At 57.2% G+C, this 25625-nt stretch carries 29 protein-coding genes and 1 pseudogene; 13 read left to right on the top strand and 17 right to left on the bottom strand.

Annotated elements, in window-relative coordinates; translation table 11 throughout:
• Positions 1-8 precede the first annotated feature (8 nt).
• The 5 genes from EDY99_RS15085 to purM form a co-directional block, all read right to left on the bottom strand.
• Positions 9-1064: an ABC transporter permease gene (locus EDY99_RS15085; RefSeq protein WP_046687618.1), complete on the bottom strand. Its 1056-nt coding sequence runs from the start codon at positions 1062-1064 to the stop codon at positions 9-11.
• Between the two features lies 1 nt (position 1065).
• Positions 1066-2076 carry an ABC transporter ATP-binding protein gene (locus EDY99_RS15080; RefSeq protein WP_050594439.1) on the bottom strand — a complete coding sequence of 337 codons (1011 nt, stop codon included), beginning with the start codon at positions 2074-2076 and terminating at the stop codon, positions 1066-1068.
• Positions 2077-2148: 72 nt separating this feature from the next.
• Positions 2149-2391 (bottom strand): hypothetical protein, encoded by a 243-nt coding sequence (locus EDY99_RS24640; protein WP_127897176.1) that lies wholly within the window; start codon positions 2389-2391, stop codon positions 2149-2151.
• A 726-nt stretch (positions 2392-3117) separates the two neighbouring features.
• Positions 3118-3756: a phosphoribosylglycinamide formyltransferase gene (gene purN / locus EDY99_RS15075; protein ID WP_089195058.1), complete on the bottom strand. Its 639-nt coding sequence runs from the start codon at positions 3754-3756 to the stop codon at positions 3118-3120.
• Positions 3756-4793: a phosphoribosylformylglycinamidine cyclo-ligase gene (gene purM / locus EDY99_RS15070; RefSeq protein ID WP_123061887.1), complete on the bottom strand. Its 1038-nt coding sequence runs from the start codon at positions 4791-4793 to the stop codon at positions 3756-3758. The genes purN and purM overlap by 1 nt, the downstream gene beginning before the upstream one ends.
• 255 nt (positions 4794-5048) lie before the next feature.
• On the opposite strand from purM, the gene upp reads away from it, so the two are divergent.
• Both upp and uraA read left to right on the top strand, forming a co-directional pair.
• Positions 5049-5675 carry a uracil phosphoribosyltransferase gene (gene upp / locus EDY99_RS15065; RefSeq protein WP_004941642.1) on the top strand — a complete coding sequence of 209 codons (627 nt, stop codon included), beginning with the start codon at positions 5049-5051 and terminating at the stop codon, positions 5673-5675.
• Between the two features lie 76 nt (positions 5676-5751).
• Complete coding sequence (uraA, locus tag EDY99_RS15060; protein WP_033651534.1) at positions 5752-7041, top strand: uracil permease; 1290 nt, start codon at positions 5752-5754, stop codon at positions 7039-7041.
• Between the two features lie 47 nt (positions 7042-7088).
• On the opposite strand, the gene EDY99_RS15055 is transcribed toward uraA, so the two are convergent.
• Together EDY99_RS15055 and EDY99_RS15050 are read right to left on the bottom strand one after the other, a co-directional pair.
• Positions 7089-7337, bottom strand: coding sequence for a GlsB/YeaQ/YmgE family stress response membrane protein (locus tag EDY99_RS15055; protein WP_016926728.1), 249 nt, complete (start codon positions 7335-7337; stop codon positions 7089-7091).
• Between the two features lie 33 nt (positions 7338-7370).
• Positions 7371-7886, bottom strand: a complete 516-nt coding sequence (locus EDY99_RS15050) for a hypothetical protein (protein ID WP_016926729.1) — start codon at positions 7884-7886, stop codon at positions 7371-7373.
• Between the two features lie 272 nt (positions 7887-8158).
• On the opposite strand from EDY99_RS15050, the gene hda reads away from it, so the two are divergent.
• Positions 8159-8860: a DnaA inactivator Hda gene (gene hda, locus EDY99_RS15045; protein ID WP_025159568.1), complete on the top strand. Its 702-nt coding sequence runs from the start codon at positions 8159-8161 to the stop codon at positions 8858-8860.
• A gap of 48 nt (positions 8861-8908) precedes the next feature.
• Here hda and arsC read toward each other — a convergent pair whose 3' ends face one another.
• On the bottom strand, positions 8909-9262 hold the full coding sequence (gene arsC, locus EDY99_RS15040) for an arsenate reductase (glutaredoxin) (protein ID WP_123061886.1): 354 nt from the start codon (positions 9260-9262) through the stop codon (positions 8909-8911).
• A gap of 20 nt (positions 9263-9282) precedes the next feature.
• Complete coding sequence (locus tag EDY99_RS15035; protein WP_033651532.1) at positions 9283-10752, bottom strand: M48 family metallopeptidase; 1470 nt, start codon at positions 10750-10752, stop codon at positions 9283-9285.
• Between the two features lie 340 nt (positions 10753-11092).
• Here EDY99_RS15035 and EDY99_RS15030 point away from each other — a divergent pair, with 340 nt between their 5' ends.
• Positions 11093-11632 (top strand): Rrf2 family transcriptional regulator, encoded by a 540-nt coding sequence (locus tag EDY99_RS15030; RefSeq protein WP_033644016.1) that lies wholly within the window; start codon positions 11093-11095, stop codon positions 11630-11632.
• A gap of 160 nt (positions 11633-11792) precedes the next feature.
• Positions 11793-13001, top strand: a complete 1209-nt coding sequence (locus tag EDY99_RS15025; RefSeq protein ID WP_123061885.1) for an NAD(P)/FAD-dependent oxidoreductase — start codon at positions 11793-11795, stop codon at positions 12999-13001.
• A 34-nt stretch (positions 13002-13035) separates the two neighbouring features.
• Here the strand turns inward: EDY99_RS15025 and EDY99_RS15020 are convergent.
• A pseudogene (locus EDY99_RS15020) lies at positions 13036-13302 on the bottom strand (Lrp/AsnC ligand binding domain-containing protein); the annotation flags it as partial.
• Positions 13303-13407: 105 nt separating this feature from the next.
• Here EDY99_RS15020 and EDY99_RS15015 point away from each other — a divergent pair.
• Positions 13408-14412 (top strand): acyltransferase, encoded by a 1005-nt coding sequence (locus tag EDY99_RS15015; protein WP_089197312.1) that lies wholly within the window; start codon positions 13408-13410, stop codon positions 14410-14412.
• Positions 14413-14616: 204 nt separating this feature from the next.
• Here the strand turns inward: EDY99_RS15015 and EDY99_RS15010 are convergent, their stop codons facing one another.
• Complete coding sequence (locus tag EDY99_RS15010) at positions 14617-15078, bottom strand: Lrp/AsnC family transcriptional regulator (RefSeq protein ID WP_021504394.1); 462 nt, start codon at positions 15076-15078, stop codon at positions 14617-14619.
• Positions 15079-15270: 192 nt separating this feature from the next.
• On the opposite strand from EDY99_RS15010, the gene EDY99_RS15005 reads away from it, so the two are divergent.
• Positions 15271-15888, top strand: a complete 618-nt coding sequence (locus EDY99_RS15005) for a LysE family translocator (protein WP_004941674.1) — start codon at positions 15271-15273, stop codon at positions 15886-15888.
• A gap of 36 nt (positions 15889-15924) precedes the next feature.
• On the opposite strand, the gene EDY99_RS15000 is transcribed toward EDY99_RS15005, so the two are convergent.
• The 3 genes from EDY99_RS15000 to EDY99_RS14990 all read right to left on the bottom strand — a co-directional run bounded on the left by EDY99_RS15000 (position 15925) and on the right by EDY99_RS14990 (position 17566).
• Positions 15925-16353: a molybdopterin-binding protein gene (locus EDY99_RS15000; protein WP_038873689.1), complete on the bottom strand. Its 429-nt coding sequence runs from the start codon at positions 16351-16353 to the stop codon at positions 15925-15927.
• Positions 16354-16467: 114 nt separating this feature from the next.
• Positions 16468-16920 carry a GNAT family N-acetyltransferase gene (locus EDY99_RS14995; RefSeq protein ID WP_060660379.1) on the bottom strand — a complete coding sequence of 151 codons (453 nt, stop codon included), beginning with the start codon at positions 16918-16920 and terminating at the stop codon, positions 16468-16470.
• Between the two features lie 43 nt (positions 16921-16963).
• Positions 16964-17566 (bottom strand): XRE family transcriptional regulator, encoded by a 603-nt coding sequence (locus EDY99_RS14990; RefSeq protein WP_046687611.1) that lies wholly within the window; start codon positions 17564-17566, stop codon positions 16964-16966.
• 43 nt (positions 17567-17609) lie between these two features.
• Between EDY99_RS14990 and EDY99_RS14985 the strand changes: the two genes are divergently transcribed.
• Positions 17610-18302, top strand: a complete 693-nt coding sequence (locus EDY99_RS14985; RefSeq protein WP_046687610.1) for a B3/4 domain-containing protein — start codon at positions 17610-17612, stop codon at positions 18300-18302.
• 6 nt (positions 18303-18308) lie between these two features.
• Here the strand turns inward: EDY99_RS14985 and EDY99_RS14980 are convergent, their stop codons facing one another.
• Positions 18309-18524: a hypothetical protein gene (locus tag EDY99_RS14980; RefSeq protein ID WP_049200497.1), complete on the bottom strand. Its 216-nt coding sequence runs from the start codon at positions 18522-18524 to the stop codon at positions 18309-18311.
• 854 nt (positions 18525-19378) lie between these two features.
• On the opposite strand from EDY99_RS14980, the gene EDY99_RS14975 reads away from it, so the two are divergent.
• Positions 19379-20455: an AI-2E family transporter gene (locus EDY99_RS14975; RefSeq protein ID WP_033644006.1), complete on the top strand. Its 1077-nt coding sequence runs from the start codon at positions 19379-19381 to the stop codon at positions 20453-20455.
• Positions 20456-20498: 43 nt separating this feature from the next.
• Here the strand turns inward: EDY99_RS14975 and bcp are convergent, their stop codons facing one another.
• Together bcp and EDY99_RS14965 are read right to left on the bottom strand one after the other, a co-directional pair.
• On the bottom strand, positions 20499-20963 hold the full coding sequence (bcp, locus tag EDY99_RS14970; RefSeq protein WP_033635500.1) for a thioredoxin-dependent thiol peroxidase: 465 nt from the start codon (positions 20961-20963) through the stop codon (positions 20499-20501).
• Positions 20964-20965: 2 nt separating this feature from the next.
• On the bottom strand, positions 20966-21571 hold the full coding sequence (locus EDY99_RS14965; protein ID WP_369795937.1) for a glycine cleavage system transcriptional repressor: 606 nt from the start codon (positions 21569-21571) through the stop codon (positions 20966-20968).
• 110 nt (positions 21572-21681) lie between these two features.
• Between EDY99_RS14965 and dapA the strand changes: the two genes are divergently transcribed.
• From dapA to EDY99_RS14945, 4 genes are all read left to right on the top strand, one after another.
• Positions 21682-22563: a 4-hydroxy-tetrahydrodipicolinate synthase gene (gene dapA, locus EDY99_RS14960; RefSeq protein ID WP_033644005.1), complete on the top strand. Its 882-nt coding sequence runs from the start codon at positions 21682-21684 to the stop codon at positions 22561-22563.
• Positions 22564-22579: 16 nt separating this feature from the next.
• Positions 22580-23632, top strand: coding sequence for an outer membrane protein assembly factor BamC (bamC, locus tag EDY99_RS14955; protein WP_033644004.1), 1053 nt, complete (start codon positions 22580-22582; stop codon positions 23630-23632).
• 170 nt (positions 23633-23802) lie between these two features.
• Positions 23803-24516: a phosphoribosylaminoimidazolesuccinocarboxamide synthase gene (gene purC / locus EDY99_RS14950; protein ID WP_033644003.1), complete on the top strand. Its 714-nt coding sequence runs from the start codon at positions 23803-23805 to the stop codon at positions 24514-24516.
• A gap of 209 nt (positions 24517-24725) precedes the next feature.
• On the top strand, positions 24726-25595 hold the full coding sequence (locus EDY99_RS14945) for a neutral zinc metallopeptidase (RefSeq protein WP_033644002.1): 870 nt from the start codon (positions 24726-24728) through the stop codon (positions 25593-25595).
• Positions 25596-25625 lie beyond the last annotated feature (30 nt).

The following is a 25625-nucleotide window of genomic DNA, read 5'->3' as shown; positions in this document are numbered from 1 at the left end:
TGTTTTTTTTAAGATTGTTTTGGCTGGAAAAGGAACCACTTAACGCCGACAAACAGCGTGATCACACCCCATATCGCCATGCCGATACAGTTAATGAAGAAGGGGAATACGCCTTCGCTGCCATTCATGGCGTATCGCAGTGCATCGGCGACAAAACCGACCGGCGTCGTCAAAATTAACCATTTGAGTGGCGGGAATGCGCTCAGATCGAGGAACAATTGCCCGAAACACATGCACCAAAAGTTGAGTAAGGTCAGGGCGATTGTCGCGACGGTATTCGTGCGGAATAAGCCGGCCAGCGCATACCCAAAGCTCACCAGCAACAGTGCGCTGGCGACGAGCAGCACGATAAACAGCAGGGGATGCTCAAGGGTAAAGCCAAAGACCAGACTGCTAATGAGCATTAACAGGGCGATCTGAACCAGTGATATCACCAGGCGGACGCTGACCTGTGATGCGAGCAGAATCCAGCGCGGCAACGGAATGACGCCGTAATAGCGGTAAGTGCCTTTTTCTCGCGCGGCGATCAGCGGCGTCGCCGTGCCAAATAAGGCGACTTGCAACAGGGCCAGCGTCAGCAAGGACGGGAAGATAAAACTAAAATAGTTGAAACGCTCAGTTTTCAGCGTAATGAAGCGTATCGGCTGCTGGGCGTCGGCCGGTTGCTGATTGAGTGCGGCGGAAACCAGTTGAGCGATGGAGCTCATGGATTCCGTCGTGGTGATCGCAGGGCGTTGTTGTACTGCATCCCAACTCACCGCCGCGTTCACTTCATTCGCGCGCACCAGCGCTTCCGGATCGCTTCGAAGCTGGCGCTGGACGGCCAGGCCAGGATAATTGTTCAATTTAAGCCAGAGAGCCTCTGTTTCCGGCGTGTCTCCGACAACGCTCACCTGCATGGAGAACGGTTGATGATTGCCATTAATAATTTTTGCCGTTATGCCAAAGGTAAAGATGAAAAATAACGGCAATACAAGAGAAAATAAGGTTGATAGCGGATCGCGTAAATATTCTTTGGTGTTGGCGCCGAAGAAGCGCCGATAAATCTGCCAGCTATGGCTCATGTTAATCCCTTAATGCTTCGCCTGTCAGATGAATGAACACATCCTCGAGGGTGTTTTTGCTTACCTGCATTTGTTCGGGTTCACAACCCAATCGTTGTGATAACGCAATCACTTGCGGTAACACCTGTGCCAATTCTTGGGTGGGAATATGTAGGCGGCGGAAGGTTTGATCATGTTCATCGCTTTCCTGCGTCGCCTCAGGGAAGAGCGCGAGGAACTCGTCAACCGACGTCAACGGCACTGAGAATCGGATATGATGCCCAGGACAATAACGCTCAATAAGCTGTTGTGGGCTGGCATTCTCCAGCAACCGGCCGTGGTTGATGATCATCACCCGGTCGCATAAATTCTCCGCCTCATCCATTTGGTGAGTGGCGATCAATACGCCCGTGCCAGATTGACGAGAATTCGCAATAATGTGCCGCCAAATATAGCGTCGGCTTTGCGGGTCAAGATCGCTGGTGGGTTCATCCAGCAAAAGAAGCTTGGGTTTGCCGGCCAATGCCAGCGCCAACACCAAACGTCTTTTTTGCCCCCCTGAAAGCCGCGAGAAACGCATTTTACGCTGCGCTTTTAGCGCCACAATGTCCAATAACTGCTTAACCGACAACGCATCCGTATAAAGTACCTGATAGAGCGAAATGATCTCTTCAACGCGCAGCAGCGAAGGCAAACTAAAGGATTGCGGAACGACGCCTAACTGTTGCTTGATGACGTGATTAAGCCCTTGTCGAACGTCTTCGCCAAATAAACGCACCAAGCCGGCTTCAAAGGGCTGTCCTCCGTACAAGGTTTCCATGAGCGTCGTTTTGCCGGCACCGTTAGGTCCGACCAATCCAATGATTTCTCCCGGCTTGATTTGCAGCGAGATGTCATGAAGAACTTGCGTGTCACCATAAAACTTATTCAGTGACTCGACCTCTAATAGCGGCCGTTTGCGATCCCAGGATATATCCAGGGTTGGCTTATGACTGCTGTCGAAATCTAAAGTGGCGTCAGTGTACGTGCTCATTGTTTAAAGCCAGTGAGTAGAGTTTCAGATAACTAACTGGCACAGTATCTTGTACCGGTTGTGGGTAATGATTTAGCTGCCGCTACTGGTAACGCTGCCCATTGTGCCGATGCAGCTCGCCGTTGCAATGCAGCCGCAGCCCGCTGTAGAGGCGGTGCTGACGCTGCTGCCGGTTGAGGCGCAATCGCTGGCAAAGTGCAGCGTTTCAGGCAGTTCTTCGACTAATAAATCAATGCCGTCAGAGGGCATGGAAGGCGAGTCGAGAACAATATCGAAACGGTGGGATTGACGAGTCAGAGAGGTATGATTAAGCATAAATATCCTTATTAATCAGTTTATTGATGAGTTAGCTATAACATGATTCGAGCTGCTGCATATCGTTGAAATATATTCAAACGAATTCATCTCAATGGGATATTCCCCATTAAATATTTATCTGAAAAATAAAAATCAATTTTAATATCGCGCTAATTATATAAAAATAAGCAGCGGCGATACTGAATTCTTTCATATTGAATTATTTGCATTTGAAGGCGTCATATATGACTGGCGCTTGCGAATATGAAAGGAATCCTATGTACGTAATGTTAAGTTATCGTGTTAGACACACTCTTACATACTTGTAATAGAACGGCAACACATCATTACAATTGACAGGGGTGTTTTCTGTTATTGCAACGAAGCTCACAATAATCGTGGGGTTGACGTTAGTTTATTTAATTTAAAACTATGTATAAGGGATAAATATATTCTTTTTTGAAAAATTTCACCTAATATTGTTTAGGGTGGAAAGTATTATAATGGTTTTATTTTTTGACAAGGATTATTGCGCGCGGAACCACAGTTGGCTTGGTGCCCGTGATGCGTTCCGTTCCGGGCGGGGCATTGATGCGACATACTGGGACGCGCTCACGACGGGGTTGGCCCTAAAGCGGGCAGTTTGGCCACGGCGCAGCGAGCCTTTTGGAACCATCGCGGCGGGCAGCGAAAAAAAAACGGCGCCGCGTGGGCGCCGTTTAGGCAAGGTTCAGGCTGCGCGCATCAGTCGGCGGCGTGGCCCTGCGCCGGCAGGCGTTCGCCGTCCAGCCAGGCGGCGCCGTCGCGCATCGCCAGGCGGCCGTCGACGAACCAGCTCACCACCAGTGGATAGATCGTGTGTTCCTGGGCTTGCACCCGTTCAACCACGTCATCCTCCTCGTCGTCAGTGAAAATCGGCACCTTGGCCTGTAAAATCACCGGGCCGCCGTCGAGCTGTTCGGTCACGAAGTGCACTGAGGTGCCGTGTTCGCTGTCGCCGTTGTCGATGGCCTGACGGTGAGTATGCAGACCCGGGTATTTCGGCAGCAGGGAAGGGTGAATGTTCAGCATGCGGCCGGCATAGCGCTGCACGAACTGCGGGCTGAGGATGCGCATGTAGCCGGCCAGCACCACCAGATCGGGCTGGTACTGGTCGATGGCGTCCGCCAATGCGGCGTCGAACGCCGTGCGATCGGCGTAGGCCTTGGCATCCAGCGCCTGGGCGGCGATGCCCGCCGCTTCGGCGCGTTGCAGGCCATAAGCCTGCGCCTTGTTGCTGAACACCGCCACGATTTCGGCGGCGATGCGGCCCTGCTGGCAGGCGTCAATCAGCGCCTGGAGATTGCTCCCCTGGCCGGAGACCAACACCACGATCTTTTTCATCAGTTGATGACCACTTGTTGTTCGTCGGAAGAGGCGGTCAGTTTACCGATTTTCCACGCTTTTTCACCTGCCGCGGTCAGCAGCGCGATGGCCGCTTCCACTTCGGCTTCCGGCAGGGCGATGACCATGCCTACGCCGCAGTTGAAGGTGCGGTACATTTCATGACGGCTGACGTTACCGGCCTGCTGCAGCCAGGTGAACACCGCCGGCCACTGCCAGCTGGCTTCGTCGATCACCGCCTGCATGCCTTCCGGCAGCACGCGTGGAATATTTTCCCAGAAGCCGCCGCCGGTGAGGTGAGCGATGGCGTGTACGTCAGCCTTCTCGATCAGCTCCAGCACGGACTTCACGTAAATCTTGGTCGGTGCCAGCAGGTGGTCGGCCAGCGGTTTGCCTTCCAGCTGAGTGGCGGTCGGATCGGTGTTGCTCACTTCCAGGATTTTGCGCACCAGCGAGTAGCCGTTGGAGTGCGGGCCGGAAGCGCCCAGGGCGATCAGCGCATCGCCGGACTGCACTTTGCTGCCGTCAATGATCTCGGATTTTTCGACCACGCCGACGCAGAAACCGGCCACGTCGTAGTCTTCGCCGTGGTACATGCCCGGCATTTCAGCGGTTTCGCCGCCCACCAGCGCACAGCCGGACTGTTTGCAGCCCTCGGCGATGCCGGTGATCACGCTGGCCGCGGTGCCCACATCCAGCTTGCCGGTTGCGTAGTAGTCGAGGAAGAACAGCGGCTCGGCGCCCTGAACCACCAGATCGTTGACGCACATCGCCACCAGATCGATGCCGATGGTGTCGTGGCGTTTCAGATCCATCGCCAGACGCAGCTTGGTGCCCACGCCGTCGGTACCGGAAACCAGCACCGGCTCGCGGTATTTCTGCGGCAACGCACACAGGGCGCCAAACCCGCCCAGACCGCCCATCACTTCCGGGCGACGGGTCTGTTTAACTACACCTTTGATGCGATCTACCAATGCGTTGCCTGCATCGATATCGACACCTGCGTCTTTATAGCTGAGAGAGGTTTTGTCGGTCACTGCGCGATTCCCCACGACGATTTGCGGTTTGAAAACTGTGCTTCCGATGTTGATTCCGGAATAAGGCGCGGCAATTCTAACAGCGCAGGCAAACGTTTGCGAGCGGCTTGTGAACCGGCTCCGCTTTTTCGTCATCTATACTGATATTCAAACTTTTGTTGATCCCGATCGGGCTATTGTGGGTGGCGCGGCGAAAAAAAGGAGGTATAATCCCGCGATTTTTTTGGCCGCAACCACCTTAATAGGAGAAAAATGATGAAGATCGTTGAGGTGAAACACCCGCTGGTAAAACACAAGCTTGGCCTGATGCGCGAAAATGACATCAGCACCAAACGCTTCCGTGAGCTGGCCTCAGAAGTGGGTAGTTTACTGACCTATGAAGCGACCGCCGATCTGGAGACGGAAAAAGTCACCATCGAAGGCTGGTGCGGGCCAGTTGAAGTGGATCAGATCAAAGGGAAAAAGATTACCGTAGTGCCAATCCTGCGCGCAGGCCTGGGCATGATGGAAGGGGTGCTGGAGCACGTGCCGAGCGCGCGCATCAGTGTAGTGGGCGTATACCGCGACGAAGAAACCCTGGAGCCGGTGCCGTACTTCCAGAAGCTGGTTTCCAACATCGAAGAGCGCATGGCGCTGGTCGTCGACCCGATGCTGGCCACCGGCGGTTCGATGATCGCCACTATCGATCTGCTGAAGAAAGCCGGCTGCCACAGCATCAAGGTGCTGGTTCTGGTCGCGGCGCCGGAAGGCATCGCCGCGCTGGAGAAAGCGCATCCGGACGTTGAGCTGTACACTGCCTCCATCGATCAGTGTCTGAACGACAAGGGCTACATCGTGCCTGGCCTGGGCGATGCGGGCGACAAGATATTTGGGACTAAGTAAACATTTGAGCCGACTTAACGAGTCGGCTTTTTTTTGACTAAAACCTATAAAACCAATAAACCGAGGAAAAGCACACATGACCCGTCGCGCCATCGGCGTCAGCGAGCGCCCGCCGCTGCTCCAGACCATTCCGCTCAGCTTCCAGCACCTGTTCGCCATGTTTGGCGCCACCGTGCTGGTGCCTATCCTGTTCAAGATCAACCCGGCGACCGTGCTGTTGTTCAACGGCATCGGCACGCTGCTGTATCTGTTCATCTGTAAAGGCAAGATCCCGGCCTACCTCGGTTCCAGCTTCGCGTTTATCTCGCCGGTGCTGCTGCTGTTGCCGCTCGGTTACGAAGTGGCGTTGGGCGGTTTCATCATGTGCGGCGTGCTGTTCTGCCTGGTGGCGCTGATCGTGAAAAAGGCCGGCACCGGCTGGCTGGACGTGATGTTCCCGCCGGCGGCGATGGGGGCGATCGTCGCCGTCATCGGCCTGGAGTTGGCGGGCGTGGCGGCCAATATGGCGGGGCTGCTGCCGGCGGAAGGCGCCAGCGCCGACTCGACCACCATCACCATTTCGCTGGTGACGCTGGCGGTCACGGTGCTCGGTTCAGTACTGTTCCGCGGCTTCCTGGCGATTATCCCGATCCTGATCGGCGTACTGGTGGGCTATGCACTGTCGTTCTTCATGGGCGTGGTGGATTTGACCCCGATCCGCGAGGCGCACTGGTTCGCGCTGCCGACCTTCTACACCCCGCGCTTTGAGTGGTTCGCCATCTTCACCATTCTGCCGGCGGCGCTGGTGGTGATCGCCGAGCACGTCGGCCACCTGGTGGTGACCGCCAACATCGTGAAAAAAGACCTGATCCGCGATCCGGGCCTGCACCGCTCGATGTTCGCCAACGGCATCTCGACGGTATTCTCCGGCTTCTTCGGCTCCACGCCGAACACCACCTACGGCGAGAACATTGGCGTGATGGCCATCACCAAGGTCTACAGCACCTGGGTGATCGGCGGCGCGGCGGTGCTGGCGATCCTGTTGTCCTGCATCGGTAAGCTGGCGGCGGCGATCCAGGCGGTGCCGGTGCCGGTGATGGGCGGCGTTTCGCTGCTGCTGTACGGTGTGATCGGCGCTTCGGGCATTCGCGTGCTGATCGAATCCAAAGTGGATTACAACAAAGCGCAGAACCTGATTTTGACCTCGGTGATCCTGATCATCGGCGTGAGCGGCGCCAAGGTGCACATCGGCGCGGCGGAGCTGAAAGGCATGGCGCTGGCGACCATCGTGGGGATCGGCCTGAGCCTGCTGTTCAAGGTCATCAGCCTGTTCCGCAAGGAAGAAGAGGTGCTTGACGCGCCGGACGAATCGGCGGAGCAGAAGTAACGAAAAGGGCAGCCAAGGGGCTGCCCTTTTGACTTATGGCATTCGCCTTAGCTGCGAATTTTGCGGTACACGAACAGCACCACGATGGCGCCGATAACCGCCACCACGAAGCTGCCGAAGTTGAAGCCGTCAACCTTGCCGTAGCCGAAGAAGGTGCTGATATAGCCGCCGACCACGGCGCCGATGATCCCCAGTACGACGGTCAGAATAAAGCCGCCGCCGTCTTTGCCGGGCATGATCCACTTAGCCAAAATACCGGCGATCAGGCCGAAGATAATCCAGGAAATAATCCCCATTTACTGCTCCTTTCTTTGGTGGCTGAGAATAGCTTACTGCTGGGTGGCCGGCTGAGTATTGCCGTTCACCGCCGCATCGGTCTCTTGTTTCAACTCTTGCGCTTTGTTTTCGGCGCTGTTCTTGATGGCTTCGGTCTTCGCCTTGGCCTGCTCGGTCAGATCGTTGGCGCCGTTGATGGCGTCGTTTTTGATGGCCTTGGCCTGATCCACCAACTGCTGGCTCTGTTTGCCTGCGTCGTCTTTGATCGCGGCGGCTTTGGCCTTGGCGTCGTTGGTGATGGCGTCCGCCTGCTTGGCGGCGTCTTCTTTAATCGCCGAAGCTTTGTCTTTCAGCTGATCCGCCTGAGTGGCGGCCTCTTTTTTGATTTCATCCGCCGTCGCTTTCGCTTTGTCCGTCAGATCGTCCGCTTTTTTCTGGGCGGCGTCTTTCATCTGCTCGGCGCTGTCTTTGGCTTTATCCAGGTTGGCGTCAACCTTGGAGGAGTCATCACAGCCGGCAACCAACAACCCGATAAAGGAGGCCAACAGCACTTTATTCCATACTTTCATCGTCTATATCCTTGCAGAAACCTTGTTGATGGTGATTGCATTTAGCCTACCTATACTAGGTCAGATTTTACTTAAATTACAAATTTAACCTGCGCAGGCATGGAGTTAGGGAATGATATCGGATAATTCTTGCCTCGGCGGGCGCCGCCGCCGATCAAGCGATGCTTAGGCATTGTTCACTATTGCGGCATAAGATCCTGCCGGTTCAACAGCGCCCGTTTTCTGTGTTAAACTGCCCACGTTTTTCTGCCAGTTTTGGTTGAGGTGCTTCTCTGAATACGCCGGCACAGCTTTCACTGCCACTTTATCTTCCCGATGATGAAACTTTCGCCAGTTTTTATCCGGGCGAGAACCCATCCCTATTAGCCGCGATCCAATCCGCCGTCCGTCAGGAACATGGCAGCTATATCTATTTCTGGTCGCGTGAAGGCGGCGGGCGCAGCCATCTGCTGCATGCGGCCTGCGCCGAGCTTTCGCAGAAAGGCGAAGCGGTGGGCTATGTGCCGCTCGACAAGCGCGCCTACTTCGTGCCTGAAGTGTTGGACGGCATGGAGCAGCTGGCGCTGGTCTGCATCGACAATATCGAATGCATCGCCGGCGACGAAGAGTGGGAGATGGCGATCTTCAACCTCTACAACCGCATCCTGGAAACCGGCCGCACCCGTTTGTTTATCACCGGGGATCGTCCGCCGCGTCAGCTGAACCTGCGTTTACCGGATCTGGCTTCGCGCCTGGACTGGGGGCAGATCTACAAGCTGCAGCCGCTGTCGGACGAAGAGAAACTGCTGGCGCTGCAGCTGCGCGGCAAACTGCGCGGCTTCGAGCTGCCGGAAGACGTGGGCCGCTTCCTGCTGAAACGACTGGATCGCGAGATGCGCACGCTGTTTATGACCCTCGATCAGCTCGATCGTGCCTCGATCACCGCCCAGCGCAAGCTGACCATCCCGTTCGTTAAAGAGATCCTGGGGCTGTAATAGCCCGAGTAAAAGAAAGGGCGCGACAGTCCGCGCCCGAATTCGAATCTATAAAATCTCCAGCACCTGCTCCGGCGGCCGGCCGATGCGCGCCTTGCTGCCTTTCACCACGATGGGGCGTTCGATCAGTTTCGGGTTCGCCGTCATCGCCGCCAACAGTTGCTCTTCGTTCAGGCTGTCGTCCGCCAGCTTCAATTCCTTGTACAGATCTTCTTTTTTGCGCATCAGATCGCGCGCCGATGTGAAGCCCAGTTCCTTCAACAGCTTTTTCAGCTCATCGACCGTAGGGGGCGTTTCGAGGTACAGCACCACCTTGGGATCGACGCCGTGCTGTTCCAGCAGCGCCAGGGTTTCACGGCTCTTGGAGCAGCGCGGGTTGTGGTAAATCGTGACGTTTTTCATGGCGTTCATTCCTTGTTGAATCAGCTGCGCTGGTATTGGCGGAAGCGCTGTTGCAGTTGGCGCAGCTGGTCGATGCGCGCATCGTAGCGCGCCTGTTTCAGGCTGCCGAGTTTCTGCAGCGAGCTGGCATTGCTGAGCAGGCCGATAGCCTGATCGAGCCGGCCGTTCAGCGCCAGGCTTTCGGCGCGGGCCGACAGCTCTTCATCGCGCAGCCCCTGAGCGGCGCTGGCCTGCGCCAGCAGATCCCAGCCGTTCGGATCGTCCGGATGGGCAAAGGTGTAGCGGTTCAGGATCTTCGACGCCTGCGCCGGCTGGTTGCCTTCGACATAGGCGTTGGCCAGGTTGAGTTGCAGCACCGGGTTGTTGTTCTGGGCGGCGTTGGCCGCCTGCAGGCGGGCGATGGCCTGCGGCGCGCGTTTCTGGCCGAGATCGATATCGGTCATCAGGTCAATCAGCCAGACGTTTTTCGCATCCTGCGCCAGCATCGGTTGAATGATGTTGCGCGCGTCGTCGTATTTTTTCGCTTCATAGAACAGGATGGCGCGGCCGTATTTGGCGGCCGCCTGTTCGCGCACGTTCCCCTTGCTGAGCGAGCCGAGCAGCTCTTCATTCAGGCCATAGCCTTCCGAGCTGTACATGCCCAGTGCGCGCACCTTGGCCATCAGGTAATCCTGCGAAGACTGCACGATGTGTTTTTGCATCTGGTTGGCGCGGTTGCGCGCGTCGGAGAGACGGCTGTCCGGCAGCGGGTGCGTCAGCAGCATTTCCGGCGGCTTGGAGGCGTAACGCGACTGATCCGAGAGTTTCTGCAGGAAGTCGGGCATCGCTTCCGGATCGAAACCGGCGCGCTGCAGCACCTGAATGCCGATGCGATCGGCTTCCTGTTCGTTCGATTGGGTAAAGCTGATCATGCCCTGCTGGGTGCCGGCCATGGTGCCGCTCAGCGCCGCCATGCCCATGGTCGGGTTGGCCATCGCCAGCAGGATGGAACCAAGTGCGCCCACCCAGGTCAACGGGGCGTTGCGTTGCTGATCTTCCATTGCGCGCGCCAGGTGGCGCTGGGTGACGTGCGAGATTTCGTGCGCCAGCACCGAGGCCAGCTGGCTTTCGTTGTCGCTGACGCGGAACAGGGCGGAATGCAGCACCACGTTGCCGCCGAAGAAGGCGAAGGCGTTGATTTCGTCGTTGCGCACCAGATAGAAATGGAACGGCGTGCGCACCGAATAGGCGCTGGCCACCAGCCGGTTGCCCAGTTGGTTGATGTATTGACTCAGCAGCGGATCGTTGATCAGCGGGGCGCTGGCGCGCAGTTGGCGCACGTAGAAGTCGCCCATCGCCAGCTCTTGTCCGATGCTCAGGGTGCCGCCGGCGGAGGTGCCCATATCCGGCAACTGGTCCTGGCTTTCCGCCTGTGCTGGCGCCAGGGCGGTGGCGTTCAACGTGCCGAGCAACAGCACCGCTAACGCGGTTTTGGTCAACCGGTTGGTCATAGTCAGGCGTTTCCCTTAAATAATCATTTCTAAGACGTCAGCAGCAGACAAGAGTTCTTTATTCCCACGGCGCGATCCGCGTGAAAGTGCGGCGGATCACAAACCGCCGCGACGGCAATCATCACATCATAGTCAGCGGCAGGCGACAAGGAAACGTTAGCCGGGGGCGAATAGGGCAAAAAAGTTTTATTTTTCATTTCGAAGGGCGTTTTCTCCGTCGGGAGCGAGACGGAACTTCAATAAAACGCGGATAAAGTTAGTCTGTGTTTTATTGACAAGATAAACGCAGACTCATATAGTCTGCGTTATTGAAGGTTTACTGACGGTCAAAAACGGACATATGGCGTACATCACAACCAGCGTTGAATATGGCATCCACTGCCTGCTGTGGCTGGTCGGCGATAACCAGCGCGCGCTCAGCAGCCGCGAACTCGCCGAACTGCAAGGGATCTCCCCCAGCTTTCTGGCCAAGATTTTCCCCAAGCTGGAAAAGGCGGGCATCGTCGCCGCCAGTGAAGGGGTGCGCGGCGGTTACCGGCTGGCCCGTCCGGCGAAAGAGATCAGCTTTCTGGAGATTATCGACGCCATCGAGGGGCACAAGCCGCTGTTCGATTGCCAGGAGGTGCGCGGGCGCTGTGCGGTGTTCGATGATTCCCCGCCGGAATGGGCGGTCTCCGGCAAATGCGCTATCCATGCGGTGATGCTGCAGGCGGAGAAGGCGATGCGCGATGCGCTGGCGGCGCAGACCCTCGGCGACGTCGCTGCCCGTTTTGGCCGCAAGGCGCCACAGGGCTTCTTCGGCGAGGTCAACATCTGGCTCGACGAGCGCATGACGGAACGCACCGCGCGCAGCGGCAAAACGGCTCGCGCCAAGACCTAAACTCCGCCTTTCCTTAAAACAAAACACATTTTTTCCCGCCTCTTCGGAAGGGGCGGGCGGTCCTTCTGCACCCTGCGACGGGAGCGGAACGGCGCCGTTCATCCGAAAAAACTGCGGGCAGCCTCGTCGCCCGGTCAACCCTGTATGAAGGAGTCATCCCATGACGCAGAAAATAGTGATTGCCGGTTCCGGTTTTGCCGGTTTTTGGGCCGCCGTGTCCGCCATGCGCGCCATTACCCTTGCCGGTAAGCATGACGACATCGAGGTGCTGATGGTTTCGCCGACGCCAACGGTCACCATCCGGCCACGCCTGTATGAAGCGGTGCTGGAAAACATGAATCCGGATATTTCCGCGCAGCTCGCCGCCGTCGGCGTGCACCACCTGGCCGGGGCGGTAGAGCGCATCGATGCCGCCGCCAAGACGCTCACGGTGGCGCAGGAGACGGGGGGATCCCTTGAGCTGGCCTACGACCGCCTGGTGTGGGCCACCGGCAGTCGGCTCTCCGTGCCTGCGGTGCCGGGCTTTGCCGAATACGGTCTCAACGTCGATACGCTGGAAAGCGCGCAGCGTTTGGATGCCCATATCAAAGCGCTGGCGGCCAAACCCTCGACGCCGGCGCGCAACACCGCCGTGGTGGTGGGCGCGGGGCTGACCGGGCTGGAGAGCGCGGCGGAGATGCCGCAGCGGCTGCGGGATGCGCTGGGCAAAGACGAGAACGTGCGTGTGGTGATCGTCGATAGCGCCCCGGAAGTGGGCGCCGGAATGGGCGCGGAGCCGGGGGCGGTGATTCGCCAGGCGCTGGCGGAGTGCGGCGTGGAAGCGCGAGCCGGCCTGCGCGTCTCGGCTATCGACGCTGAGGGGGTGATGCTGTCGAACGGTGAGCGTATCGCCGCCAACACGGTGATCCTGGCAGCGGGCGTGCGGGCGCATCCGCTGACCGAGCAGATCCCCGGCGAGCGCGACGGCAGCGGCCGGGTGATCGGCGACGCCTTCCTGCGCGCGCCGGCGGCGGCGGGCATTTTCGTGACCGGCGATACGGTGAAGGCGGCGACCGACGATCTCGGCAATCACAACCTGATGACCTGCCAGCATGCGATGAGCCTTGGCCGCGTGGCCGGCCACAATGCGGCGGCGGAGCTGGCGGGGTTGCCGACTCACCCGTACAGCCAGCCGAAGTATGTGACCTGCCTGGACCTGGGGCCCTGGGGCGCGCTGTATACCGAAGGCTGGGAGCGCCAGGTGCGCTTTACCCGTCAGGAAGGCAAAAAGATTAAGCAGGAGATCAACACGCAGTGGATTTATCCACCGGCGGCGGATCGCGAGGCGCTGTTTGCCGTCGCCAATCCGGATTTCGTGATTGTGCCTTAAGGAAGTCAAAACGGGAGCGGCAACGCTCCCGTCGTCATTGGCCCAGCGGCAGGAACGAGCGCTCCGGCACCACGGTTTTCATCACCAGCGTGGAGCTCAGGCGCTGCACGCCCGGCAGAGCGGAGAGCTTCTCGTCGTAAAGCTGCTGGAAGGCGGGCAGATCGCGGGCGATCACGTGCAGCAGATAGTCCGGATCGCCAAACAGCCGCTGCGCCTGCACCACCTGGGGAATGTCCACCATGGCGTTTTCGAAGGTTTCAACGGCGCGGCGATCGCCTTCGCGCATGGTGATAAACAAGAGATATCTGCGTATTCATATGTTGCTTGAACATACAAAAAAGTTTATTGGTTTTTTGTTTATGAGTTATAGTTTACTTTTTGTTACCTATGCGTCTTTGAGGGTATAATGCGGGAAAATCTTAATCAAATACAATGGTTGCGGGGAATTGCTGCGGTTGTTGTCATTTTTACCCATATTATGGGTAAAGCTTACTCAACAGGGTGGTCGGGGGTCGCTTTCGAGAGAGGTGGTATCGGTGTTGATATATTCTTCATTATTTCAGGCTTCATAATGATGTATGTTTGTGATGGAAAACCGCAAACCTCGGTGAAATTTATAAAGAATAGAGCATTAAGGATATTGCCACTTCATTATTTGATTCTTGTTCCTTTACTGTTGGTATATTCAGTCAAACCGGGGTTGATAAATAGTACATTTAGTGGAACATATATTCTAGAATCTGTCTTTCTAATTCCTGTTAAAATTGGGAGCTATCAATATCTAAACCCAGTTGTGTGGACTTTATGTTATGAAATGATGTTTTATATAATATTCTCCTTGTTCTTGTCGTTTAATGATGTCAGAAAAACGGCATTCTGCACTGTCGTTGTTATCTTATCTCTGGTTATTGTAGGCTTTATATACAGAGGTGATTCGCCTCTGGTGTTAGGTATTACCAACAGTATATCTGTTGAATTTTGCATGGGGATGATGCTCTATCTGATTTATAAAGCAGGGAAATTGAAAGTCAATCCATGCGTAATGATTGGGGCTGCTATTGTCCTTTATTTTGCCTTCGATAAAACTTCGCTTCCACGATTTATCATTTGCGGGTTGCCTTCAGCATTTCTCTTTATTGGTTTTATAAATTTAAAAAACAAGTTCATACGTCCTCTCAATGTTTTAGGAAATATTTCCTATGAGATTTATATTTCCCATATATTGGTTGTGACTGCTGTGTATATGATTCTTAATTCCATAGGTGTTCATGAATTGATTATTTACATTGCTGCTTGTGTTACATCTATTATCCTTGTAGGGCTGGCGTTGCATTACGGTTATACCAATAAAATAAATGATTTTGTACGAAGGAAAAGAATTGCAACTAATAAATTGAATGATAATGCATAATAGTTGAATTCTTGTTGCTTCTTTGCTTTCTGTGGTCATATAAATTATGTGACCACGTCTTTTCTTATTTCATACGCAATTTTTTTGATTGAAGGATAGTTTTATGTCATTAAAATTTTTTATATACAACATTTAAAGCGATATTGTTTTTGGATGACTTCAAAGCTTCCTTAAATAAAGATGTGAGTGAGATTTTTCTTGTCTTCATTTCCCCAGCGGCAGGAAAGAGCGTTCCGGCACCACGGTTTTCATCACCAGCGTGGAGCTCAGGCGCTGCACGCCCGGCAGGGCGGAGAGCTTCTCGTCGTAAAGCTGCTGGAAGGCGGGCAGATCGCGGGCGATAACGTGCAGCAGATAATCGGGATCGCCAAACAAACGCTGTGCCTGCACCACCTGCGGAATGTCCACCATGGCGTTTTCGAAGGTTTCGACGGCGCGGCGATCGCCTTCGCGCATGGTGACGAACACCAGAGCGGAGAAGTTGTAGCCCAGGCTGCCGGGATCGAGCTGGGCGCGGTAGCCCCTGATCACCCCGGATTCTTCTAATGCGCGCACCCGGCGGTGGCAGGGGGATACGCTCAATCCGATCCGCTCGGCCAGCTCGGTCACCGACAAACGCCCGTCGGTTTGCAGTTCCGCAAGAATTTTGCGATCAATCTTATCCATTTGGAAAAATTTCCCCGCTTATGCCGATTTCAGGCAAGTAATTGAAAGCACATTTTAACGCCTTGAGGATATTCTTGCCATCTGTTGAACGGTTTTGACGGCCGCCGCCAGGCGGCGGCCGTGCTTATTCTACGAGGAAAACGCGATGGTTCTCTGTTCGGTGCGGCGCTGTGCGTTTGAGAGGGCGCCGGCATGACGCTCGCTCTGTTCGCCGCTTTTTGGGCGGTGTCGATTCTGTTGGTGATCACGCCGGGTATGGATTGGGCTTATGTGATCTCGGCGGGCATTCGCGGCCGGGTGGTGGTGCCCGCCGTCGCCGGTTTGTTGTTCGGCCACCTGCTGATGATTGCCATCGTGGTGGCGGGCGTCGGCGCGTTGCTGGTCGGCAATCCGCTGGCGCTGACGGCGCTCACCTTGCTGGGGGCGGCTTACCTGCTGTGGATCGGTTTCAATATGCTGCTGCATCCGCCGGTGCCGGGCGCCGGTGAGGATCAGCGTTCCGATTCCTGGCTGCGCTGGGCCGGCAAGGGCGTGTGCGTCAGCGGCCTGAACCCCAAGGTGTTTCTGCTGTTTCTGGCGCTGCTGCCGCAGTTTACCGACGCCCGGGCCGAATGGTCGGTGCCGATGCAGATGCTGGCGTTGGGCGTGGTGCATTTGATCAGCTGCGGCCTGGTGTACCTGCTGGTGGGATTCGGTTCGCAGTCGGTGCTGCGCACGCGCCCGCAGGCTGCGAAGGTGGTGGGGCGCATCTCCGGCGCGGCGATGATCGTCATCGCCCTCGGGCTGCTGGCCGAGCAGGCGCTGAAATAGCGCCTTGAAAGGCCCGCTTGTGCGGGCCTGGCGGTATCAGGCTTTGACGGCGAGCAGCACCGATGAGGCTTTGATCAGGGCGATGGCGCGCGAACCGTTCTTCAGCGCCATCTCCTGCAGGCTTTCATTGGTGATCACCGACGTCAGCACAAAACCGGCATCCGCTTTGAGGTGCACGGTGCTGTTGACCGCGCCGTGCTCAACCGCAATCACTTCCCCGGCAAACTGGTTGCGGGCGGAAAAACGCAAACCGCAATCCTCCGTCGCCAGGATCACCCACGGCGCTTTAATCAGCGCGACGGCCTCTTTACCGATGGTTAATCCCAGCGACTGTTGGCTTTGTACCGTGACGATGGCCACCAGTTTTTCACCGCCCTGCAGGGTGATCTCCACTTCGTCATTGACGGCGCCTTTGGCGACGGCGGACACGGTACCGGCTAACTGGTTACGGGCTGAAACGGGCATAGATTCTCCTTGAAAGGGGCAAACGGTAAAATTTGTCGCCAGCATGGGCCCTAACCGCCGCGATTGCCAATGTCGCGGGGGAAGAGTGTGAACTGGGGCGGCCTTGCTGAAAAATTAACGTCGGTAGATGTCCGGTCGGGCGATCTGCCAGACAAAATCGGGACAGTTGATGGCGGTATAGCCCACTTTTTCATAGAGCCAAGGGGCGGTGCTGGTGACCAGCATGATTCGCCGCAGCGTCGCCATCAGCGGATGGGCCTGGCAGCATTCCGCCAGCCACAGGCCCAACCCGCCTTTTTGATGCGTCTCCAGCACGTACACGTCGCACAGATAGCCGAAGGTGGCGTAATCGGTGACCAGCCGGGCGAAACCGATTTGTCTGGTGCCGTGATACAAGCCGAAGCACAGGCTGTGGGAGAGGGACTGGCGAACGGTCTCTTTATCAATGCCCTCCGCCCATGACGAACGGGTCAGAAATGCATGAATGGCGTCAATATCCAGCAGGCTGGGCTCGGTGCTGACGAGATAGTCAGCACGCCGCCACTCCCGTGGGGCAGGGATTGTCATGAGGGCTCTTCTCCTGTGCAAGCGTTAAGGTCTGGGCCGCCGTTCAGGCGTGCAGTTCGGCGACCGTCATGGTGAAAATCAGCGTGTCTTCGCCCTCGTTGGCGTAACGGTGCGGGCCGTCCGTTCTGGCGACCGCCGAACAGCCTGGCGTAATCCTGAGCTCGGTTTGTTCGACGGCAAGGCTCAAGACGCCTTGTTCAACGTGCAGCAGCTCGAAGGTGCCCGCTGGATGGCCGCCCGATGCATAGGCTTCCCCCGGCGCCATTTCCCAGCGCCACAGTTCTATCATATTCGGGCCGCGGGTGCCTGCCAGCAAGCGGGCCGAGCCGCCGCGATCGCCGTGCCACAGCGTGGGAATGTCTTGGCTTTCAATCAGGTAGGCGGCGGGTGCGCGGGTCACGTTGACGATGTCCGCCACCGACAGGCCCAGCGCTGCCGCGAGTTTGCACAGGATGGCGATGCTGGGATTGGCGCTGCCTTTCTCGATCTCCACCAGCATGCCCTTGCTGACGCCCGCCCGGCGCGACAGTTCGTCCAGCGACAGCTTTTGGCTTTTTCGCTGCTGTTTGATGCGGTGTGACACCGCTTCGCTGACGGTTTGCACGTCGGCGCCGAACTCGGTCGGTCTGTTGACTTTTTCGCTCATCGGTCAATATTATGGAATAAAATGGTCAGTATAGGATTATTCAATGATTTTAGTCGATCCGTCAATCGATCCGGCCGTCGCTGCGCTGGCGCCCGGATTCCGGGCGTTAAGCATTACCGTGGCCGCGGCTCCCATAACCAACCCGGACGTGGGGGCGCTGGCGTTGGCGCAGGCCTGTCGCGCCCTCGGCGAGGAGGACGCGCCCTGGGCTGAGGCGCATCTCTCGGCCTGGCGCGATGTCTTCATGCGGTTTGGCGCCAAACCCAAGCGTACGCCCTGTTCCGCCGATGCCTTGCGCAAGCGCGCGCTGCGCGACGGCACGATGCCCAGCATCGATCCGGTGGTCGATCTCTACAACGCCGTCAGCATTCGTTATGCGGTGCCGGTGGGGGGCGAGAATATCGCGGCTTATGTCGGCGAGCCGCGGCTGATCGTCGCGGAAGGCAGTGAGCTGTTCGATACCGTCAAGGAGGGTGCGGTGATCCATGAATCGCCGGAGGCGGGGGAGGTGGTCTGGCGCGACGATCGCGGCGTGACCTGCCGCCGCTGGAACTGGCGTCAGGGCGTCAGAACCCGGCTGAGCGCCGAGGCCGAACGGATGTGGTTCATCCTGGAGAGCCTGCCGGCAATGCCGTTGGCGGCGCTGCATGCGGCGGGCGACGAATTGATTGCCGGTTTACGACAAATGATGCCCGGCGTTGCGATAGAGCAACGGCTCATCGGCTGCACCTCGTAACCGGCCTCAGCACTGGCGGCGGACCAAACCGGTGATCAGATCCAGCGCGTCGTCCGCCGCCGCGACTTCGCTCTCGCTAAGCGCCTGCCGTTCGATAAAGCTCTCGATGGCTTCCAGCAGGGAGAAAACGCTGATTTCGTCTCCTATCTTCACGACTTCGCAGACGCCGCGCCCAATGGCCAGGCAGATGGCTTCATCAAATTCAAACGGCTTGTTGTTCATCTCTCCCCCTACGGCGTTTGGGATTATGCCGGTTATGCTACCGGTTTTTGGCCGGCGACGGTCTGACGAAAATCCCATTTCTTTTCGTTGATGCTTACGGGCGTACGATCGCGTGTATTGGGGAAATTCTGATTTCCTTACGGCAGTCAGATTTCCCTTGTGACCGCCGTGGCGGCGCGGTATTGTCGCCAAATGACGACAATACCGCCTCATTGTCCGCATAAAAAATTTATGACGTTATCATCCCTTCATCCCGCTGCCGTGCGGGATTTTTTTATGAGGTTTATCTCAAAGTGCGGATAACCTCGACGCGATCGCTTGCCATGTTCTGGGAATAATCCTAGCTTGAAATAGTCATTTAGGGTTAGCAATCCCTCATGACCTCCTTGTAACACTTGATGCACCAGAACGTCTTCTCCCCCGCCCAGGCGGGGGTTTTTAATGACGTGCATCGGCAAAGGCCGTCAACGTAGAACCGACAGAGTTCGTGACGATAATCACTTTAAGCATCAGGGGACGGGACAATGAAAAATGATTTGGCGGCGGCGATCGCCATCGGCTGTGTGTTGTTGTTCGCATTGGCGGTCGGTTCGCCGCTCTCCATCAGTGCCTCGCTGTAATCTTCTGCGGCCCCGTCCGGGGCCGTTCACCGACTCTGACGCGGCGTCTGCGGATTTTTGCGCCGATCGCCCACCGGCGCGATAAATTCAGCCAAATCGCTGTTGATGTATGGCGAACTTTGAGTACTCTGAGTGCTTTGCACACCCCCACGTGCGCCGTTCTATCTATGCTTTAATCAGGCCCATCACAGGAATCGCCATGCCCGCCCGTCAAATCTCGAGGAGCCCGCTCTGATGCTGGAGATGCTATTACAGTGGTACCGCCGCCGTTTCACCGATCCACAGGCTATCGCGTTGCTGGTGATCCTGGTCGCCGGCTTCCTCATTCTCTATTTTCTGCACGGCATTCTGACCCCGCTGCTGGTCGCCATCGTGCTGGCGTATCTGCTGGAGTGGCCGACCGCGCGCCTGCAGCGCATCGGCTGTTCGCGCACCTGGGCGGCGAGCATCATGCTGCTGGTGTTCGCGGGCGTCGCCATGCTGCTGGTGTTCGTCGTCGCGCCGACCGCCTGGCAGCAGGGCATCAATCTGATGAGCGATCTGCCGGGCATGCTCAACCAGTTCTATAACTTTGCCGCGACGCTGCCGAAGCGTTATCCGGCGCTGGTGGATGCCGGCATCATCGACATGATGGCGGAAAATCTGCGCAGCCGGCTGTCCGGCATGGGCGAGTCGGTGGTGAAATTCTCGCTGGCGTCGCTGGTCGGCCTGTTGACGCTGGCTATCTACCTGATCCTGGTGCCGATGATGATGTTCTTCCTGTTGAAGGACAAAGAGCAGCTGCTGAACGCGGTGCGCCGCGTGTTGCCGCGCAATCGCGGTCTGGCGGGGCAGGTCTGGAACGAGATGAATCAGCAGATCACCAACTATATTCGCGGCAAGGTGCTGGAGATGGTGATTGTCGGCGTGGCGACCTACCTGGTGTTCGCCGTGCTGGACATGCGCTACTCGCTGCTGCTGGCGGTGCTGGTGGGTTTTTCGGTGCTGATCCCCTATATCGGCGCGGTGCTGGTCACCATACCGGTGGTGGTGGTAGCGCTGTTCCAGTGGGGCGTCGGCGCCGATTTCTGGACGCTGATCGTCGCCTATCTGGTGGTGCAGGGGCTGGACGGCAACCTGCTGGTGCCGATCCTGTTCTCCGAGGCGGTCAACCTGCATCCGCTGGTGATTATCCTGTCGGTGATCGTGTTTGGCGGAATGTGGGGCTTCTGGGGCGTGTTTTTCGCCATACCGCTGGCGACGCTGGTGAAGGCGGTGATTCACGCCTGGCCGGATGAACTGCGGGTCGAGGTGGAAGACAAGGCCGGCTGACGGAGGGAGACGAAGCGCAGCAGGCCGCTGCGCTTCGTGAGAATTACTGCTGCAGGTAGTTCAGAACGATGTCGTGGTGATTGGTGGTTTTGAAATCATCAAACACTTTTTCAATCTTGCCTTTGGCGTCGATCAGGAAGCTGATGCGGTGAATGCCATCATAGGTCTTGCCCATGAAGGTTTTCTCGCCCCACACGCCAAACTGTTGCGATACCTGATGGTCTTCATCAGACAACAGCGTGAAGTTGAGCAGCTCCTTTTCGGCGAAGCGCGACAGTTTTTCCGGTTTGTCGGTGCTGATGCCCAGCACTTCGACGCCGGCCTTTTTCAATTCGTCCATGTTGTCCCGCAGGCCGCAGGCTTGCACGGTGCAGCCCGGCGTCATCGCCTTCGGATAGAAATAAACCAATACTCGCTGTCCCTGGAAGTCGGCCAAATTAATTTCCTCACCGTCCTGGTCAGGCAAACTAAATTTCGGCGCTGTGTCACCGGCTTTCAATGGGCTCATCACTACTCTCCATCTTTCTCATCATGCTGTGGATAGTTCACCACGCTAATACTGCCTTGCGCGTTCAATTCTGTACATAGGCGATGGAAGGCTTGCTCAATATTTGAGGCGTCCCGATCGCCGGAACTGTGGGCGGTGATTTGAATATACAGCTGCGGCGGCAGGTCGCCGTCCGCCGGCTGCGTGCGTGAGACCAGCTCGGCGATATTCATCTGGCTGGAGTCGAACAGATCGGTAAAACGTTCGATGATGTGCGGCGAGTCCTTTACCTCGACCTGAACCCACACGGTGGCCGGCATCGGCGGCCTTTCATGCGAGTTTGTGCGCTTCATCACGATCAGCAGCTCCAGCTCCGCGCCTTTTTGCGGCAGGGTGGATTCGATCAGGGTGATGGCGTTCCAGCTGCCGGACAGCAGCATGATGAACGTGAACTCCTCTCCCAGCATGGCCAGACGGCTATCTTCGATATTGCATCCGCAACTGCTGACGTGGCGGGTGATGGTATTGACGATTCCGGGGCGGTCGGCGCCGAGCGCGGTAATCACGAGATAGTGTTCGTCTGACTGAGGCAAAATGGCGCTTCCTGTCGTGCTTAATGGGGTTACCATGGTAAACATAAAAAAAACCGCCTGCCAAGCGCTTACAACGCGGTTGTGCGCTTGCTTTTGGATAGGCAGCAAAAGTACCATGAGTGACTTGTTTGTGGAGGGGACGGCCAATGTTTACGGGAAGTATTGTTGCACTGGTTACGCCGATGGACGACAAAGGTGCTGTCGATCGCGCGAGCCTGAAAAAATTGATCGATTATCATGTAGCCAGTGGCACCGCGGCGATCGTTTCCGTAGGGACCACCGGCGAGTCCGCAACGCTTGCCCATGACGAGCACGTTGACGTGGTGCTGCAGACGCTGGAGCTGGCCGACGGCCGCATTCCGGTGATCGCCGGCACCGGCGCCAACGCTACCGCCGAAGCCATCGCGCTCACCACCCGCTTCGCCAACACTGGCGTGGTGGGGTGTTTGACGGTGACGCCGTACTACAATAAGCCGACGCAGGAAGGGCTGTATCAGCACTTCAAGGCGATCGCCGAGAGCACCGAGCTGCCGCAGATCCTGTATAACGTGCCTTCGCGCACCGGCTGCGACATGCTGCCGCCGACCATCGCTCGGCTGGCGAAAATCAAGAATATTGTTGCTGTAAAAGAAGCGACGGGGAACTTAAGTCGCGTTAGTCAGATCCAAGTGCTGGTTGACGATGAAGACTTCATTTTGCTGAGCGGCGACGACGCCAGCGGGCTGGACTTCATGCAACTGGGCGGCAAAGGGGTGATTTCCGTGACGGCCAACGTGGCTGCACGCGAGATGGCGGAACTTTGTGCGCTGGCGGCGCAGGGCAAATTCGCCGAAGCGCGCCGCTTAAATCAGCGCTTGATGCCGTTGCATCAGGATCTATTTGTAGAAGCAAACCCAATTCCGGTGAAGTGGGCCTGTAAGGCGTTGGGATTGATGGCAACCGATACGCTGCGTCTGCCGATGACGCCGTTGAGCGAAACCGCCCGCCCGGTGGTGGAGCGCGCGCTGAAAAGCGTCGGTTTGCTGTAACTCTAAGGGAAATTTGATGGCTTATTCATTGCAAAAGTCGACGGTAGCAAAAGTAGTGGGCATCTCTTTGGTGATGATGCTGGCGGCCTGCAGCAGCGATCAGCGCTACAAGCGCCAGGTCAGCGGCGACGAGGCTTACCTCGACGCGGCTCCGCTCAAGGCGCTGAACGCGCCGTCCGGCATGATCCTGCCGGTGCAGAGCGGCAACTATGACGTGCCCGCCACGACGCTGCAAGGCAACGTCGGCAAGCAACTGGACATTCGTCCGCCGGTGCAGCCGTTGGCGCTGCTGAGCGGTTCTCGCGCGCAATACGCCGGCGACAGCGGCACGCTGCTGCTGGAAAACAGCCCGCAGAACCAAAACCTGTGGTCGCGCGTCGTCAGCCTGCTGCAGGCGAAGAACATCGCGATCGCTTCCCGCCAGGACGCCGGTCAGACCCTGACCACCGACTGGGTGAAGTGGAACCGTCTGGACGAAGACAACCAGTACGAAGGCCGTTATCAGATCAGCGTGCAGCAACAAGGCTACCAGCAGGCGCTGGTGGTGAAAAGCGTTGGCCTGCAGCAGCAGGGCAAGACCGAACAGGTCACCGATCAATCTGAGATCCAGCGTTACAACGGCATGATGATCAACACCCTGATCGAAGGTCTGGACAAGCAGGACAACCTGGCGAGCAGCCAGACCGCCAGCCGCTTCGGCGCGCTGGACGTGCAGAGCGGCGCCGATGATACCGGCCTGCCGATGCTGGTCGTGCGCGGCCCGTACACCGTGGTGTGGGATCGCCTGCCGCCGGCGCTCGAAAAACTGGGGATGAAAGTGGGTGACCGCAGCCGTCCGCAGGGCACCGTCGCCGTGACCTACAAGTCCCTGAGCAGCAGCGATTGGGATGCGTTGGGCGTCAAGGATCCTGAGCTGGCGGAAGGGGATTACAAGCTGCAGGTCGGCGATCTCAACAACCGCACCAGCCTGCAATTTATCGATCCGAAAGGCAAACCGCTCACCCAGTCGAAAAACGACGCACTGGTGGCGGCATTCCAGTCTGCCTTCAGTAAAACCAGCGTTAAATAACCAAAAAGGGGCTTCGGCCCCTTTTTGGTTTGTCTATACGGTATCGTTTGCGTCGCAGGTTTGGCACAATAGTGCCCGGCACGCCAAAGAATTCATTAGGTCAATTCTATACCCCCTAATTTCGGGCCGCGCTCGGGAGACAACGGGGATACATCACTGGAGTAAGTAAGATGCAAAAGCTAGCTGAGCTGTATCGCGGAAAGGCAAAAACCGTTTACACCACCGAGAATCCCGATCTGTTGGTGTTGGAGTTCCGCAACGATACGTCAGCACTGGATGGTCAGCGCATTGAGCAGTTCGATCGCAAAGGCATGGTGAACAACAAGTTCAACCATTTCATCATGAGCAAACTGGAAGAAGCCGGCATCCCGACCCAGATGGAGCGTCTGCTGTCCGACAACGAAGTGCTGGTGAAGAAGCTGGACATGGTGCCGGTGGAATGCGTGATCCGCAACCGCGCCGCCGGTTCGTTGGTGAAGCGTCTGGGCATCGAAGAAGGTCTGGTGCTGAACCCGCCGCTGTTCGATCTGTTCCTGAAAAACGACGCCATGCACGATCCGATGGTCAACGAATCCTACTGCGAAACCTTCGGCTGGGTGAGCAAAGAGCATCTGGCGCGCATGCGTGAGCTGAGCTATCGCGCCAACGAAGTATTGACCAAGCTGTTCGACGACGCCGGCCTGATCCTGGTCGATTTCAAGCTGGAATTCGGCCTGTTCAACGGCGAAGTGGTGCTGGGCGATGAATTCTCGCCGGACGGCAGCCGTCTGTGGGACAAAAACACCCTGGACAAGATGGACAAAGACCGCTTCCGTCAAAGCCTGGGCGGGCTGATCGAAGCCTACGAAGAAGTGGCGCGCCGCATCGGCGTGAAGCTCGACTAAGCGTTGGCACCGCCATTCGGGACGATCCGGCCGGATCGTCCCGCTGTTCTGCATTTTTCCAGAAAATTTCTACATTTCCTCCGTAGCAGACCATTTATAATGATGGATGTGAGATGACTAAAACCTATCCCACTCAGGCTTGAAGCTGCCTTTGCGCTTACCAACGCGCGGCATCTTCAACGAGCAGGGGAAATATCTGGAGTGTATTTATGCGTTGGCAAGGGCGTCGGGAAAGTGACAATGTTGAGGATCGTCGCGGGCAGTCTTCAGGTTTGGGCGGCGGTGGCGGCGGTTTCCGCGTGCCGGTGCGCGGCAAGGGCGGCATCGTCATTCTGGTGGTGGTGCTGGTGGCCGGCTATTACGGCATCGATCTGTCGCCGCTGTTGAACGGCGGTAATGTCGCTCCTCAGGGTCAACAACAGAGCGCCAGCATCAGTCCGAAAGACGATGAACTGGCCAAATTTACCTCGGTGGTGCTGGCCTCGACCGAAGATAACTGGAAAGAGATTTTCCAGCGCATGGGCAAAACCTACCAACCGCCGAAGCTGGTGATGTATCGCGGCGTGACGCGCACCAGCTGCGGCACCGGTCAGGCGGCGATGGGGCCGTTCTACTGCCCGGGCGACAGAACGGTGTATATCGATCTGTCTTTCTATCAGGACATGAAGACCAAACTGGGCGCCGGCGGTGATTTCGCTCAGGCCTATGTGGTGGCGCACGAAGTCGGCCACCATGTGCAGAACCTGCTGGGCATCGAGCCGAAAGTACGCCAGATGCAGCAGGGCGCCAGCCAGGCGGAAGTGAACCGCCTGTCGGTGAAAATGGAGCTGCAGGCGGACTGCTTTGCCGGCGTATGGGGCAAATACGCCGAGAAGCAGCAGATGCTGGAAGAGGGCGACCTGCAGGCGGCGCTGAATGCCGCACAGGCGATTGGCGACGATCGGTTGCAGCAACAGAGCCAGGGCCGCGTCGTGCCGGACAGCTTTACCCACGGCACTTCGCAGCAGCGCTACACCTGGTTTAAACAGGGCTTCGACAGCGGCGATCCCAATACCTGCAACACCTTCGCATCCCGTTAACACCTCACGTGCCGGAGCCTGACTCCGGCA

Source organism: Serratia sp. LS-1, from assembly GCF_003719595.1.
Taxonomy (GTDB): Bacteria; Pseudomonadota; Gammaproteobacteria; order Enterobacterales; family Enterobacteriaceae; genus Serratia; species Serratia ureilytica.
This window is presented reverse-complemented; position numbering and strand designations above follow the sequence as displayed.

What these genes read in the sequence shown, in the direction of transcription:
- EDY99_RS15085 (WP_046687618.1), bottom strand. Translation starts at nt 1,064, where the DNA reads ATGAGCCATAGCTGGCAGATTTATCGGCGCTTCTTCGGCGCCAACACC.
- EDY99_RS15080 (WP_050594439.1), bottom strand. Translation starts at nt 2,076, where the DNA reads ATGAGCACGTACACTGACGCCACTTTAGATTTCGACAGCAGTCATAAG.
- EDY99_RS24640 (WP_127897176.1), bottom strand. Translation starts at nt 2,391, where the DNA reads ATGCTTAATCATACCTCTCTGACTCGTCAATCCCACCGTTTCGATATT.
- purN (WP_089195058.1), bottom strand. Translation starts at nt 3,756, where the DNA reads ATGAAAAAGATCGTGGTGTTGGTCTCCGGCCAGGGGAGCAATCTCCAG.
- upp (WP_004941642.1), top strand. Translation starts at nt 5,049, where the DNA reads ATGAAGATCGTTGAGGTGAAACACCCGCTGGTAAAACACAAGCTTGGC.
- uraA (WP_033651534.1), top strand. Translation starts at nt 5,752, where the DNA reads ATGACCCGTCGCGCCATCGGCGTCAGCGAGCGCCCGCCGCTGCTCCAG.
- EDY99_RS15055 (WP_016926728.1), bottom strand. Translation starts at nt 7,337, where the DNA reads ATGGGGATTATTTCCTGGATTATCTTCGGCCTGATCGCCGGTATTTTG.
- EDY99_RS15050 (WP_016926729.1), bottom strand. Translation starts at nt 7,886, where the DNA reads ATGAAAGTATGGAATAAAGTGCTGTTGGCCTCCTTTATCGGGTTGTTG.
- arsC (WP_123061886.1), bottom strand. Translation starts at nt 9,262, where the DNA reads ATGAAAAACGTCACGATTTACCACAACCCGCGCTGCTCCAAGAGCCGT.
- EDY99_RS15035 (WP_033651532.1), bottom strand. Translation starts at nt 10,752, where the DNA reads ATGACCAACCGGTTGACCAAAACCGCGTTAGCGGTGCTGTTGCTCGGC.
- EDY99_RS15030 (WP_033644016.1), top strand. Translation starts at nt 11,093, where the DNA reads ATGGCGTACATCACAACCAGCGTTGAATATGGCATCCACTGCCTGCTG.
- EDY99_RS15025 (WP_123061885.1), top strand. Translation starts at nt 11,793, where the DNA reads ATGACGCAGAAAATAGTGATTGCCGGTTCCGGTTTTGCCGGTTTTTGG.
- EDY99_RS15015 (WP_089197312.1), top strand. Translation starts at nt 13,408, where the DNA reads ATGCGGGAAAATCTTAATCAAATACAATGGTTGCGGGGAATTGCTGCG.
- EDY99_RS15010 (WP_021504394.1), bottom strand. Translation starts at nt 15,078, where the DNA reads ATGGATAAGATTGATCGCAAAATTCTTGCGGAACTGCAAACCGACGGG.
- EDY99_RS15005 (WP_004941674.1), top strand. Translation starts at nt 15,271, where the DNA reads ATGACGCTCGCTCTGTTCGCCGCTTTTTGGGCGGTGTCGATTCTGTTG.
- EDY99_RS15000 (WP_038873689.1), bottom strand. Translation starts at nt 16,353, where the DNA reads ATGCCCGTTTCAGCCCGTAACCAGTTAGCCGGTACCGTGTCCGCCGTC.
- EDY99_RS14995 (WP_060660379.1), bottom strand. Translation starts at nt 16,920, where the DNA reads ATGACAATCCCTGCCCCACGGGAGTGGCGGCGTGCTGACTATCTCGTC.
- EDY99_RS14990 (WP_046687611.1), bottom strand. Translation starts at nt 17,566, where the DNA reads ATGAGCGAAAAAGTCAACAGACCGACCGAGTTCGGCGCCGACGTGCAA.
- EDY99_RS14985 (WP_046687610.1), top strand. Translation starts at nt 17,610, where the DNA reads ATGATTTTAGTCGATCCGTCAATCGATCCGGCCGTCGCTGCGCTGGCG.
- EDY99_RS14980 (WP_049200497.1), bottom strand. Translation starts at nt 18,524, where the DNA reads ATGAACAACAAGCCGTTTGAATTTGATGAAGCCATCTGCCTGGCCATT.
- EDY99_RS14975 (WP_033644006.1), top strand. Translation starts at nt 19,379, where the DNA reads ATGCTGGAGATGCTATTACAGTGGTACCGCCGCCGTTTCACCGATCCA.
- bcp (WP_033635500.1), bottom strand. Translation starts at nt 20,963, where the DNA reads ATGAGCCCATTGAAAGCCGGTGACACAGCGCCGAAATTTAGTTTGCCT.
- EDY99_RS14965 (WP_369795937.1), bottom strand. Translation starts at nt 21,571, where the DNA reads ATGGTAACCCCATTAAGCACGACAGGAAGCGCCATTTTGCCTCAGTCA.
- dapA (WP_033644005.1), top strand. Translation starts at nt 21,682, where the DNA reads ATGTTTACGGGAAGTATTGTTGCACTGGTTACGCCGATGGACGACAAA.
- bamC (WP_033644004.1), top strand. Translation starts at nt 22,580, where the DNA reads ATGGCTTATTCATTGCAAAAGTCGACGGTAGCAAAAGTAGTGGGCATC.
- purC (WP_033644003.1), top strand. Translation starts at nt 23,803, where the DNA reads ATGCAAAAGCTAGCTGAGCTGTATCGCGGAAAGGCAAAAACCGTTTAC.
- EDY99_RS14945 (WP_033644002.1), top strand. Translation starts at nt 24,726, where the DNA reads ATGCGTTGGCAAGGGCGTCGGGAAAGTGACAATGTTGAGGATCGTCGC.